13 protein-coding genes, 1 pseudogene and 1 riboswitch are annotated in these 12,715 nt (G+C 59.5%); of the genes and pseudogenes, 5 read left to right on the top strand and 9 right to left on the bottom strand.

Going from position 1 to position 12,715, the window contains the following annotated elements; all coding sequences use genetic code 11:
* The 3 genes from thiC to pmtA all read right to left on the bottom strand — a co-directional run.
* A partial coding sequence (gene thiC / locus NKI47_RS33650) for a phosphomethylpyrimidine synthase ThiC (RefSeq protein ID WP_352595871.1) occupies positions 1–1,831 on the bottom strand: 1,831 nt, incomplete at its 3' end.
* Between the two features lie 103 nt (positions 1,832–1,934).
* Positions 1,935–2,051: riboswitch (TPP riboswitch) on the bottom strand.
* Positions 2,052–2,405: 354 nt separating this feature from the next.
* Positions 2,406–3,359, bottom strand: coding sequence for an IS630 family transposase (locus tag NKI47_RS33645; protein ID WP_352595869.1), 954 nt, complete (start codon positions 3,357–3,359; stop codon positions 2,406–2,408).
* Between the two features lie 311 nt (positions 3,360–3,670).
* Entirely contained in the window at positions 3,671–4,267 is a 597-nt protein-coding gene (gene pmtA / locus NKI47_RS33640) for a phospholipid N-methyltransferase PmtA (RefSeq protein ID WP_352595873.1), read from the bottom strand.
* Positions 4,268–4,386: 119 nt separating this feature from the next.
* On the opposite strand from pmtA, the gene NKI47_RS33635 reads away from it, so the two are divergent.
* A complete protein-coding gene (locus NKI47_RS33635; RefSeq protein WP_352595868.1) occupies positions 4,387–4,986 on the top strand; it encodes a DUF309 domain-containing protein in 600 nt (199 codons plus the stop codon).
* A 183-nt stretch (positions 4,987–5,169) separates the two neighbouring features.
* Here NKI47_RS33635 and NKI47_RS33630 read toward each other — a convergent pair whose 3' ends face one another.
* Complete coding sequence (locus NKI47_RS33630; protein ID WP_352595865.1) at positions 5,170–6,825, bottom strand: MFS transporter; 1,656 nt, start codon at positions 6,823–6,825, stop codon at positions 5,170–5,172.
* 342 nt (positions 6,826–7,167) lie between these two features.
* On the opposite strand from NKI47_RS33630, the gene NKI47_RS33625 reads away from it, so the two are divergent.
* Positions 7,168–7,497, top strand: a complete 330-nt coding sequence (locus NKI47_RS33625) for a hypothetical protein (protein ID WP_352595863.1) — start codon at positions 7,168–7,170, stop codon at positions 7,495–7,497.
* Positions 7,498–7,648: 151 nt separating this feature from the next.
* On the opposite strand, the pseudogene NKI47_RS33620 reads toward NKI47_RS33625, so the two are convergent.
* A pseudogene (locus NKI47_RS33620) lies at positions 7,649–8,462 on the bottom strand (aldehyde dehydrogenase family protein); the annotation flags it as partial.
* Positions 8,463–8,690: 228 nt separating this feature from the next.
* Here NKI47_RS33620 and NKI47_RS33615 point away from each other — a divergent pair.
* Entirely contained in the window at positions 8,691–8,873 is a 183-nt protein-coding gene (locus NKI47_RS33615; protein ID WP_352595861.1) for a hypothetical protein, read from the top strand.
* Positions 8,874–9,232: 359 nt separating this feature from the next.
* Here NKI47_RS33615 and NKI47_RS33610 read toward each other — a convergent pair whose 3' ends face one another.
* Positions 9,233–9,457 carry a hypothetical protein gene (locus NKI47_RS33610; RefSeq protein ID WP_352595858.1) on the bottom strand — a complete coding sequence of 75 codons (225 nt, stop codon included), beginning with the start codon at positions 9,455–9,457 and terminating at the stop codon, positions 9,233–9,235.
* Between NKI47_RS33610 and NKI47_RS33605 the strand changes: the two genes are divergently transcribed.
* On the top strand, positions 9,458–9,850 hold the full coding sequence (locus NKI47_RS33605) for a hypothetical protein (protein ID WP_352595855.1): 393 nt from the start codon (positions 9,458–9,460) through the stop codon (positions 9,848–9,850).
* A 101-nt stretch (positions 9,851–9,951) separates the two neighbouring features.
* Here the strand turns inward: NKI47_RS33605 and NKI47_RS33600 are convergent, their stop codons facing one another.
* Together NKI47_RS33600 and NKI47_RS33595 are read right to left on the bottom strand one after the other, a co-directional pair.
* Positions 9,952–10,197: a DUF6894 family protein gene (locus NKI47_RS33600; protein ID WP_352595852.1), complete on the bottom strand. Its 246-nt coding sequence runs from the start codon at positions 10,195–10,197 to the stop codon at positions 9,952–9,954.
* Positions 10,198–10,923 carry a Crp/Fnr family transcriptional regulator gene (locus tag NKI47_RS33595; protein WP_352595849.1) on the bottom strand — a complete coding sequence of 242 codons (726 nt, stop codon included), beginning with the start codon at positions 10,921–10,923 and terminating at the stop codon, positions 10,198–10,200. It abuts the gene before it with no gap.
* A 927-nt stretch (positions 10,924–11,850) separates the two neighbouring features.
* On the opposite strand from NKI47_RS33595, the gene NKI47_RS33590 reads away from it, so the two are divergent.
* Positions 11,851–12,063 (top strand): cold-shock protein, encoded by a 213-nt coding sequence (locus NKI47_RS33590; RefSeq protein WP_023679670.1) that lies wholly within the window; start codon positions 11,851–11,853, stop codon positions 12,061–12,063.
* A gap of 226 nt (positions 12,064–12,289) precedes the next feature.
* Here the strand turns inward: NKI47_RS33590 and NKI47_RS33585 are convergent.
* Positions 12,290–12,715, bottom strand: a 426-nt coding sequence (locus NKI47_RS33585; RefSeq protein ID WP_352595847.1) for a Ros/MucR family transcriptional regulator, incomplete at its 5' end; no start/stop codon positions are given.

The following is a 12,715-nucleotide window of genomic DNA, read 5'->3' as shown; positions in this document are numbered from 1 at the left end:
ATGGCTCATGCGCCTGTGGCGAAAGCGGTGCGCCGGTCTCGTCCGCCGGCACGTAGAGATCGCCGCCCTCGCGGTATTTCGCCGCCATCGCCGCCATGCCCTCTTTCTGCGCCTCGGCACGGATGTCGTGGGAGATACGCATCGAGCAGAATTTCGGCCCACACATCGAGCAGAAATGTGCCAGCTTGTGCGCCTCCTTGGGCAAGGTCTGGTCGTGGAAGGACCGCGCGGTTTCGGGATCGAGCGACAGATTGAACTGGTCCTCCCAGCGGAACTCGAAGCGCGCGCGGGAAAGGGCATCATCCCTGACTTTCGCCGCCGGATGGCCCTTTGCCAGATCGGCGGCATGGGCGGCGATCTTGTAGGTGATCACGCCGGTCTTGACGTCATCGCGATCGGGAAGGCCGAGATGCTCCTTGGGCGTGACATAGCAGAGCATGGCGGTGCCGAACCAGCCGATCATGGCAGCACCGATGCCTGAGGTGATGTGGTCGTAGCCCGGCGCGATGTCGGTCGTCAGCGGTCCAAGCGTATAGAACGGCGCCTCGCCGCAAACGGCGAGCTGCTTGTCCATGTTCTGCTTGATCTTGTGCATCGGCACGTGGCCGGGCCCCTCGATCATCACCTGGCAATCCTTGGCCCAGGCGATCTTCGTCAGCTCGCCGAGCGTTTCCAGCTCGGCGAACTGCGCCGCATCGTTGGCATCGGCGATCGAGCCCGGACGAAGGCCGTCGCCGAGCGAGAAGGAGACGTCGTAGGCTCTGGCGATGTCGCAGATCTCCGCGAAGTGCTCGTAGAGGAAGCTTTCCCGGTGATGGTGCAGGCACCATTTTGCCATGATCGAGCCGCCGCGCGAGACGATGCCCGTCACCCTGTCGACGGTCAGCGGGATATAGTGCAGCCGCACGCCGGCATGGATGGTGAAATAGTCGACGCCCTGTTCGGCCTGTTCGATCAGCGTGTCGCGGTAAACCTCCCAGGTAAGATCCTCGGCAATGCCGCCGACTTTCTCGAGCGCCTGGTAAAGCGGCACCGTGCCGATCGGCACCGGCGAGTTGCGGACGATCCATTCGCGGATGTTGTGGATGTTGCGGCCGGTCGACAGATCCATCACCGTGTCGGCGCCCCAGCGGATCGCCCACACCATCTTTTCGACCTCTTCAGCCATCGACGATGTGACGGCGGAGTTACCGATATTGGCGTTGATCTTGACCAGGAAATTGCGACCGATAATCATCGGTTCGCTCTCGGGATGATTAATGTTGGCGGGAATGATCGCGCGTCCGCGCGCCACCTCGTGGCGGACGAATTCAGGCGTGACGAAGTCGGGGATCGCCGCGCCGAAGGCCTCGCCGTAGCGCTCAAGCTTGCCGTGCAGGATCTCGCGACCAAGATTCTCGCGGATGGCGACGAACTCCATTTCGGGCGTGATGATGCCAGCGCGCGCATAGGCAAACTGTGTCACCGCCTTGCCGGTCTTGGCCCGGAGTGGCCGGTTGCGGACTGGAAATTCCGGTGTTAGGCGCTCGCCCGCCGCAAACCCATTGTCTTCTGGCCGGACGTGGCGGCCGTCATAGGCTTCGACATCGCCGCGCGCGGTGACCCATTCATGGCGAAGCCGTGCAAGGCCGTTTTCGATGCTGGTTTCGACAGTCGGGTCTGTATAGGGGCCTGACGGATCGTAGACGGTGACGGGCGGCTCGCCGGCCGTCGGATGGACGGAGATTTCGCGCATCGGCACTTTGATCTGCGGGTGGATGGTGCCGGGCTTGTGGATCTTCCGCGAGGCGGGCAGCGGTCCCGTCGACACGGCGGGGGTGAGGGCATTCATCTTGAGGCTCCTTTGCTCATGCATTGGAGACCCAGTTCTGTGCCGGAAGGATGAAAAGACGCTTCTGTCGACCTGCCGAAACAGGACCTCGGGCGTGAACTCCCGCAAAGCGCTTGCACCGTCCCTACGCCAGTATGAACTGGATCAGGTTCAACGGGTCACTGCGCCGCGAAAGCCAGCAGTATCTCAGCCCCTTGCCGGGACTCCCCTGGTGAATGCCCCAGGTTGAACGGGCCGGCGCGGCTTTGTCAAGCGCATTTGGCCCGTCCGTGCGACCGGCGAACTTAGCGCCGCCGTCCGAGAATAGCCGTGCTTGCGGCACCACGTCACCGATTTCGCCAAGAAGGACGCCTTTCTGAGTCGGTTTTGAAATTCAGGGAGGAGCTGAGAGACATCGATACCCGTAGCCGCGCCGAAGGTTCGCTCGACCACCCTGCGGCAGAATTTGGAGCTATTCTGACCGTCGAATCGACGGATGATCTCGACCATCAAGTGCAGGTGCCCGTGAGGTTGAGCCATAGGCGCCATTGGCGAACAGATGCTTCACCCAGCGCTAGTCTAGAGCGGCGGACTTTCATGTGAGTCCATACCCTGCGGCTGCGAAGTAATTTCTGCATTCTGTTGGAGAGAAGAGATTGCAGATATCGCCAATGGCCTGCCACAGGGCGTCGATGGTTCTGATGGCCTTTGCGCGCAGGTGCGCCTTGAGCTTGGCAAATGCCATTTCGATGGGATTGAGATCTGGGCTGTAGGGCGGCAGGAAGAGCAGCCATGCGCCTCTGGCCCGGATCGCTGCCTCGGCGGCCGGGCTCTTGTGGGCAGCGAGATTGTCGAGGATGACGACATCGCCCTTTGCCAGCGTCGGAGCGAGCTGCGTTTCGACATAGGTTTCGAAGATGCGCCGGTTCATCGGCGTGTCGATAACAAAAGGGGCCGTGAGCCCATGACAGCGCAACCCGGCGATGAAGGTCTGCGTCTTCCAATGCCCGAACGGTGCCTTTGAGCGCAGCCGTTGGCCCTTTAGGCAGCGGCCGCGCAGACGTGTCATCTTCGTAGTGGTTCCGGTTTCGTCGATGAACACCAGCCGATGTGGCTCAAGCCGCATCCGCGGCTGGCGCCTGGTCTGCCACTCCTGCCGCGCCTTGCTGACGTCGGGACGATCTTGCTCGCTGGCCAGCAGCGTTTTTTTGAAGCGATAGCCATTCCTGATAAGCCAGCGCGAGATCGAGGCAGGAGCGACCTGGACGTCTGTAGCAGCGGCCAGCTCGGCGGCAAGCTCCGGCATGGTGGTGTCATCCTTCTCGGCCACACGGCCAAGCAGGAACGCACGATGCGGGTCGAGCTTGGAATGGCGGCGGCCACCGCTGGCCTTGGGCGCCAGGCTCTCGGTCTTTCGATAGTTCCTCATCAGGATCACGACAAACGAAACCGACACCCCAAAATGTGCCGCCGCCGCACGCCGCGAGTGGCCAGCCTCGACAAACCGCACAACACGTTCACGCAAATCGAGCGAATAGGGCTTGGGCATGGCAAATCACCTCCTACAGGAAGTGAATCATGAACCACGCCTCACTGGAATCCCTCGCGATTCAAACTGAACGTCCGACGCTCTAGCGCTTGCCCTGACAACCTCCCGGAATTACCTCGCGCGGACGACCGCGACGTCGAGGCTTCGACATCAGCTGTCCGAACTGCACCCACCGCTCGTCTGTCAAATCAAACCAGGACCGCTTCGTCTTCTTGGCAATCTGGCGTCTGCCCCTGCTCTGTCCACATCCTGTTTGGGTGGAAGGCCACCACCCAGCGGAACCCTCAGAGAAGGAAACCGTCCAGATCTGGCTAGACTGCTCGACGATAAGTCCAGAGCTGTGCCGGCGGTATGTTGCGGACAACGAAGTGATAGTGGGAAACCACGTAACGGTCTGGCATCTTGATCACCGGCGACAGAGGTCCATATGTGATCTGAATTAGGGGCCGGCCGGCAGGAATGCGGGCAAGCAGATCCTCAACCAGCGCGACACGCTGTTCCATTGGAAAGCTCAACAGTGGGACTGCACTTACAACACAATCGAACTGTTCACCTTTGCGGTCACCCAAAGCTTCGTCCAGCGTAAATGCGTTGCCCAACCTGAAGTCCACATTCGGGAAGCGTTGCACCAGGCAGTTGTAGAAAATGTTGGAATATTCGACTGAAACCAGCTGGTGCGGCTTGATTCCCCTAGCCAGGATCGCCTTTGTGATGACACCAGTTCCCGCGCCGAGCTCCAGAATCGACAATCCTGACCGTGGATTCACCACGCTTGCCATCCGGCGTGCCGCATAAACCGAAGTGGGAATAAGGGCTCCCACGCCCTTCTTGTCCTTCTGCCAGCCTTTGAAGAATTGGACTTCTTCCTCAAACCGTTTGCCGAGCCGCTCCTTCAGTCGCAGAATCATATCTCCTCCTTGCATCAGCCGCTTACCCAGCGTCATGTATCTCGCAAAGCGCGTTTTTGCCAATCTCGGCACGGTTTAAAAGCCGGTTAAGACTGCTTGCGTGTCAGGGCGCGCTCAGCATGAATTGCCCGTTAACGCGCTTTCGTGTTTGCTGGGTCTATGTCACGCCCTCGCTTGCTGCCCGAAAGAGTTTCCCGAGCTATGCGTATCTGCCCGGCAAACATCCGCATCCGGTGCGCGATCCCTTGGGCCATAGTTACCGAACAGATCCGGTGACGGTCGCCGTTGGCGAAGCGCTCGGCTCAGATGTGTTTCGATGGGGGATCGATCTTTTCAACCACGGCTACTACTGGGAAGCGCATGAGGCTTGGGAGCCTCTTTGGCACGCTGCCAAACAAAGCGCTCAGCACCGCCTGTTCTTCAAGGGGCTGATCCTGTTGGCGGCGGCCGGGGTGAAGATCCGCGAGGGCAAGCGGGTCGCTGCGGCGCGCCATGCTACAAGAGCTGCAGGGCTTTTTCGTCAGGTGGTGAGAGTGCCGGGCGGCCTGTTTGAGAAAGCACTGGGAATGACACCCGCCGCGCTCGCTGAACATGCCCAAGCGATCGTAGCTTACCCGGTTGTTCTGCGGGAGCCAAAGCCTGCCCAGCCTGAGCCCGTCTTTGATTTCATACTCGCACCAGGATCCGAGAGCGATCGGCAATTCAGTGGTCCAAGCTAACTTTGTCAGCAGGAAACGAGGCCTTTGAAAACCGCTCACCACCCGCATGCGTCACAAACAATAAGAGTGCAGTGATGTTTTATAGGCAACTCGCGGCCGCTTCGATGTCGATGGTCTTGAAGGTCGGGGGCTGACCGGTCGCGCTCGTAGCCATCGATTGATGACAGAGATGCCGGCCAGGCTTCAATGACGGGGATGGCGAAAAGCTGAGTGCTCGGGCTTGCGGGCCGAGCTTGTCGGCCGCTCGATGGAAAGTGTCATTTGAGGTGGGGACTCTGCCGCGTGCAGCTGGAAGACTCGTTCGTCCAGTTCCTTGTCTACTTCCGTGAGACGATGATTGAGGCGAAGGTAGTCTGTCCAGGTCGGCGTGCGGAATGTTTCTGTCCATTGCATAGGCTTCTGAAGGTTGCGCTGGAGCGTCCAGTTCCGCGCACCCACGCGGCTGTGTACATGACGCCGCTGCCGCATGAGGTCGAGGAAGGCCTCGAGATTTCTCTCGGCTATCAGGTATTCGACCTTGACCACGATCGGGCCGCTTCTCGGCTTCAAATTGAGAGCGACAGCTGGGGCGTCGAATTCGCCCAAAGGATCGGGTTCGGATTCGCGGCGCTCGCGAAGAGGAAACAGAACGCCGGCTGCGGCGACGAGCAACAGGGCTGCAGCGGAGCCCTCCAGCGCCCAGGTCAGGGAATGGTTCTGGGAAACCGTGCCCCACACCCAGCTGCCGAGCGCGATGCCACCATCAATCAAGGCATAGTAGATCGAGATTGTGCGCCCCACGACCCAGCGCGGGCTCGCCAGCTGCACGCTCACACCGACCCCGGACCAGGCGGTGACCCAGCCGGCGCCACCCAAGGCGAGTGCAATTGCCGCCACCGCAATCGAAGATGTCATTGCCAGGGAGAGAGAACACGCCGCGCAGGCGACGCAGGAGAGCCTCATCAGCCTTTCTTGCGACAAGCTCCGTCTGAACAGGCTGTTGGAGAGGCCGGCGAAGACGGCACCTGTCCCGAAGCCGGCCATGAGCGCGCCATAGGCAAGCGGGCCTCCTCCCAGCTGGTCGCGGACAACCACCGGCAGCAGCGCGAGTATGGCGATGCTCGCCAAGCCAAAGAGGGTACCGCGCGCGATCGCAGTCTTGATTTCCGATGACATCGCGGTGAAGCGCAGCCCATCATAGATCGCCGTCCTCATCGGCTCACGCGGCAGTGGCGAAGAACGAACCTTCCACTTGAAGCGCCAAATAGTGGTCAAGGGTACGAAATAGGTGAGCGTGGTCACGGCAAATGCCGCCATGAGGCCGAATGAGGCAACCACAAAGCCGCCGAGCGCCGGGCCAACAGTCCGGACGGTGTTGAAGCCAACAGAAAGCAGGGTGACGGCAGCGGGAACATCGCGTCGATCCACGATATCGCCAACCGACGCTTGCCAGGCCGGATCATTGAGAGCACCGCCGCTTGCGATCAAGAAGCTGAAGCCGAGGATCATCCACGGACTGACAAAGCCCAGCGCCACGGACGCGGTCAGCATCGCGGACGCAATCACCATAAGGCACCGACCGGCGAACATGACCCGGCGCCGGCTGAAATTGTCGGCGAGAGCCCCGGCAAAAACGGACAGGACGAAAGCGGGCAGGTTCGACGAAGCCTGCACCAACGCAACCATCAGATCGGAAGTCGAGATCGTCGCCATCAGCCAGCTGATGGCGACAGTCTGCATTAACCAGCCGAGGCTTGAAACCTGCGTCGCGAGCCAGATCGAACGAAAGGTGGGCTGCAAAAGTGGCCCAAAGGTCGTTGGTGCAGCCAAATCTTCGTTTGATCCAGCCACCCTACTCATTTTGCGAACCCTTTGCTTTCCGTTATTAGCGCTTCCCATGTAATCTAGGCTGAACCGTGGCGGCTGGAAGAATAGAGAGGAACTGTTTGCCTCCGGCGAGTGCAGAACAGTTTCCTCGGCATTGAGGGTTGCGGCACGCAGGCGTGGGCCGGCTCACTCGCCTTCGAAGATATCTGGTAAGGTCGGATTCACTTGTCGCTTAACGCACCAGGCTTCATCAACGCGCACTTTGCCGAGCGATGCCTTTTCGCGAAACGCGACCCTGTGCTTTTGTTGGAAACTCATTCATCAGCGGCGTTCGATGCGCTGCGTGTGGCTTAGGGAGAGTGAGGACGCTTGCAGATGTTTGACAGGATCGATTCACTGATAGACGCAGACGATTGCCGGGCCGTGATCGAAGAGGCGCGCGCCTTGCTGCTTCAGCTTGAACAAAGGTCTGGTGCGCTCACGCATGCGATAGACGACTTTCTGCTCGACCTGATAACGCTGGCTTTCATTGTTGAATGTTACGGACGCGGCTTTGAACTTTTGGCGCGAACGCTGGCCCGTAGAAGACTGGCAAAGGTCAGGCTTTTGTCGGAAGGGGTCGATTCCGCCAGAGAGAATGACGCCCAAAGCTTGTTGCTAACCGGCTATCGCGCCGCGTTCCGCCACAGTGACAAAGGCAATTGACGACGTTCGACCGCCAAAAAAATAGGCGGAAAACCGGGCCCTTTATGAGGCAGACTGGGTGTGGATTGTTCCACGAATCTGAAACTGCGGGTCGATTTCGTGGCGTCCGGCCGTCCGCTGGCCTTCATCGCGGCAGTCGCCGCCCGCCGCCTCAGATGCCGCCCATGCAGAGGTACTTCATTTCAAGATAGTCTTCGAGGCCGTGGCGGGAACCTTCCCGCCCGATGCCGGACTGTTTATCCCGCCGAAGGGCGCGGCTTCTGAGGACATTCGTCCCGTGTTGATCCCAACCATGCCGTATTCCAGGGCCTCCGCTACACGCCAGACACGCTTCAGGTTTGAAGCATAGAAATACGCGGCAAGGCCGTAGATCGTGTCGTTGGCCTCACGCACGACCTGATCGGCATCCTCGAAGCGGATAATCGGCGCCAAGGGTCCAAAGGTCTCCTCTTGCGCCACGGTCATTTCCCTTGTGACCTTGTGACGCCGCTGAGGACCGTAGGCTGGAAAAACGTGCCGTCGCTGCCGATCCGGCCGCCGCCACATCGGATCGCGCCACCTTTGGCCAAGGCATCGGCAATGTGAAGTTCGATCTTGGCCAGTGCATGCCCGTCGATCAGCGGACCGATGGCGACACCTGGATCGAAGCCGTCGCCGACCTGAAGCTGGCGGACACCATCCACGAATTTGTCCACGAACGCATCATGAACGCCCGACTGGACGTAAAGGCGGTTCGCGGAAACGCAGGTCTGGCCGGCATTGCGAAACTTGGCCTGGATTGCACCGTCGACGGCAGCATCGATGTCGGCATCATCAAAGACGATGAAAGGCGCATTGCCACCCAACTCTAGACCGACTTTCTTTATCTGGTCCGAGCACTGGCGCATGAGCAATCGGCCGACCTCCGTCGAGCCCGTGAAACTGATCTTGCGGACCTTGGGGTTGGAGCAGAGTTCGCGGCCGACCGTATCGCGCCGACCAGGCGGGGCTAGAGGGGATCGTCTCCAAGCGCGCCGACAGCGCGTATCGAAGCGGCCCGACCATCGACTGGCTGAAGACCAAGAGTTTCGTCATCAACAAATATGAGCTGATGGGCGTCGAGAACGAGCCGGGTAAGGCCGCCATGGCCCGTTTGGCGCAGCCTGGCACCGGGGCAATATGTCGGGACAGCCTTTATCTCGCTCAGCCGTGACATGAAGAAGCGGTTGTGGCAGCGCGTCCAGGATCATGCCGCCCACAAGCCCGAGGGTATTAGGAAACGGCCTGCGACCAAGTGGGTGAAGCCGGGAGAGGTGAAGCTCCGCGTCAAGCACCTCCGCGGCGAGCACAAATATATACGCCATGCCTCGCTGCTGGGTTTCGACGATGAGAGCTAGGCCTATCTTTCCTAGCCCGCTGGCAGAAATCTGTCCGAAAGCGTACAATAGCAGATCGTCAGCAACAAAACATGGCCGCTGACGCTTAGGAGCGACCATCGCGCTCTTGGCCCAATACGAGGCATTTGGTGTGATGTCAGAAGAAAAAGGGCGCCCCGCCATGAAACCCCAAATAGTAAGCGATCTTGCGCGGGAGTCAGGGGCCACCGAACAACAAATACGCGAGATAGCATCGCTGGTCGGCTTCGATCGCAGCTCGATCTTGCGGGAAGCTCGTCTCCTCAAAAACAACAAATAACCTCAGGGCTTCATTCGCGAGTGAGCCGCTCGGTCGAGCCACGCTGCCTCACGGTGGCGGGCTATTTACCTTGCAGGTCGCTAGTCAGAACTCTAACGCGGCCGGTCTCGTCCAACTGCCCTGCATCGTACTTTTTAGATGCCATTTCACGGACGGCATCCAGGCCGAAGTCTTCGATCGCTTCGGTCGATGTCACGACGAGGACGCGCTCTGTTCCATCAAAGGCTTCAAGCACCAACTCGAACCGCTCAGTGGTTCCCTCTTCGCCAGTAAAAACCAGGCCCATATGCCTTTCTCCCTTCCGATTAAGGTCTCGCCACTGAAAACAGCGGGAGAACAGCGAAAGCTGCCGACCCTTTTGAGCCTTTTGAGTGTTCGCTGTGGGGCCTTGTATGAAAAAATCTCGCTACCGGATTTCGCGAGGAACGGCCGGAATTATCGAGATAGCCGTTCGACGGTTTCAATGATGGCCTTGGCAAGGGCCCTGATGGCCGAACGCGGCACATGGCGCTATGTCGGGAAGCGCGTCCAGGAACACGCAGGCCTTGCGCCGAAGGGCATGAAGCGGCCGGCGACGCAATGGGTGAAGCCAGGGCTGATCGGCCGCGTGAAGCACTTGCGCGGCGAGGAAGATCTGCGGCATGCCTCTTTGCAAGACTTCAGGGAAGAGAAGGGCTAGCGGGGCCATGTATCCTCCCGGTACTTAGCCAAGATTTTAGGCAGGGATTGTTGCGGCCTTCAACGCTTCGTACGATACCGAACAGTCGCGTTTCGGACCGGCTAAGCTGGCCCAAGCACCTCGTCGAATGGCATTACGAGGACCACTCTGCCGCTCTCGTCGGTGACCTCGAAACTACAGTCGAACCAGCTGCGGATCGTGTACATGCGTGTGCGGAAGACGAGGTCCCGCGCATTGGCAAGCGCATGGGCGCGTAGAGCCTCATCGTCTGGCAGTTCGTCGCCTTCGGCGTCAGGTATCATCCGACCGCGATAGCGAACATTCAGGAAGTAGCGCAAGGCCGCCACTCATCTCTCTCGCTTGATCGGGAATTGGAACACGTTGGAGTATTCCTTCTCGGCGAAGCCGTAGGACTGGCCAGCAATCTGTTCCAGCTTCTCGCGATCCCGAAGCGTGATGTTTCCACGCGTGGCTCTGATCGCGCCGACGCTCTCCAGCATCTGCACCGCAATCGTGACGCCGGGCCGACGCGAACCCAACATGATGCTCATGAACTCATGCGTGAGGGGCATGTCATCCTGCTCCAGCCGGTCATGCGTCATGAGCAGCCATCGCGCCAGCCGCTCCTCAATGGAGTAGCCGGCATTGGCATAGGCCGTCTGGCTGACTTGAACGATAAAGGTATGCACGAAGCGCAGAAGGAGCGCGCGCAACGCGGGGCTCTGGTCCATCGCAGCGTGTAGGTCTCCGGCTCCAATGCGGAATGCTTCGCCCGCAGCCTGAACCATGCAGGAGTGCGGCGTGCGGTCCACGCCCAGCACCAAAGCTGTACCCACCAAACCCTCCGATCCCACCATGCCGACCTCAAACCGTCCTTCCCCGGTGTCGGCGACGATTGATGCAATCCCATATTCTGGGAAGGTCACATGCGCGATTGTTTGATCGGCTCTGAACAGATGTTCTCGCAACTCAAATGTGACCGCCTCAAGATGCGGCTGCACCAGTGCAAAGTCGTCAGGCGACAAAGACGTCAGCAGACGATTGCGAATTATTGATTGCTGGAGCTGAGCCATGCTCGTCGCCTCCCTATCGGGGCAAGAGCACGCGCATCTCTCAGTCGCTTGCGCCCTGATGTCAGCAAGCGATGGCCAAATATCCTACTAATCCCTGTCTCTAGCAATGATATCTGGCGCTAAGTCCGCATGAGTACGAATCCGTACACAAGTTTCAGTCTGGATCGACCGGTTCGACCGTTGATGGTTTCGGCGTCTGCTGGAACTTAAAGCTTTGGTCCAGCTTATGGCGATATGAGCACACGCGGGATAAACTTCCTCGACAAATGGATGGCAGAACACCTGCCGGATACCGCCGGTACAGACGTCATCTCGGTGAGCGAACTGACGCAGAAACTGTTTGCCGACGCAATGAGAGAGCTGAAAAAGTGGATGCCCCCAAGCGAACATATCGTCTGCAGTTCATGCTCAATGCGGAGGAGCTCGCTGTCCTGGATGCTTGGCGGTTTGAGAACAGACTGCCAAACCGTGCTGAGGCAGTACGGGCGTTGCTGCAACGCGGGCTCATGGCAAAGGATTATGATGCAGAGCCAAGCGCACGTTCGGGCGATTTCAGAGTTCTCAAGCGCCCCGACGACTAGAGCGGGCGGTTGTTCCTGACTCACCTTTGAACTGATCCAGCAAAACGCTCGCCTGATCGATCGCATCGGCCCTGGTCGGAGTGATTAACGCTTCGATCCTCTTGACGATGGCGATCGTACGAGGTGCCGGCGCCCGACTCCTCATTGCAAGGTTCACCATGTGGTGCGTTAGTTTCGTCTGCCTTTGCGACTGCCGCTTGGTCGCGGCCAGTCCACTGGCTGCATGATGCGCTTACCAAGGCGTGTCGCTCCGGGCCTTGCGGTCTTTCGCATTGCTGCGTGATACTATGAACCGGCCCGGCATGCCGAACCAGAACGTGTTGCAAACTTTACAAGGAATACGCATATGCCGACTGGAACGGTGAAGTGGTTCAACAGCACCAAGGGGTTTGGATTTATCCAGCCCGACAATGGCGGTCCGGATGTTTTCGTCCACATTTCCGCTGTCGAACGCGCGGGCCTCTCGACCCTCGCTGACGGCCAGAAGATCAACTATGAGATCGAGCAGGATCGCCGCACTGGCAAATCCTCCGCTGGCAGCCTCAGCAAAGCTGGTTGAAATCTTCTCCTGCGTCTGGCAAGAGTCGGCGCGTAGGTCCGCAGGTCCTCACGGCCGCTCGATAGGAGCGAGCAAAAACTGAGGGCAGCAGATTGCTGCAGGCGTCGCGAATTCCTCATGAAACAAAGTTGTTTGAAAGGAAGGCGGGGTTGGCCCCGCCTTTTTATATGCCGCTCAGATTAAGCCGATGGCTGCAACGCTCCAGAACGAATCTCGATTGCCGAAATCAAGCCGCGACCTTCTTGCGGGTTCGCTTCGTCGGCGCCGGCTCCGGCGCTTCCGGCGCTTTCGGTTTGCGGCCGAGCCCCATCGTCTTGGCCAATGAAGAGCGCGCCGCGGCGTAGTTTGGCGCGACCATCGGATAATCCGCCGGCAGGCCCCATTTTGCCCGATACCCATCCGGCGTCAGCCCATAGTGGGTCGACAGATGGCGCTTTAGCGATTTGAATTTCTTCCCGTCCTCAAGGGAGATGATGTAGTCCGGTGTCACCGACTTCCTGATCGGGACTGCAGGCGTAAGCGCAACCGGCTTTTGTGCGGTGACACCTCCGGCCGTGCCTTTCAGCGCCGCGTGCACTTGGCCGATCAGGGCAGGGAGATCCCCCACCGGGACCGGATTGTTGGAGACATAGGCTGAGACGACATCGGCCGT

Origin of the sequence: Mesorhizobium sp. M0633, assembly GCF_040320645.1 — a bacterium.
Lineage (GTDB): Bacteria > Pseudomonadota > Alphaproteobacteria > Rhizobiales > Rhizobiaceae > Mesorhizobium.
The sequence above is the reverse complement of the archived record's forward strand: the minus strand, read 5'-3'. Positions and strand labels throughout refer to the sequence as shown.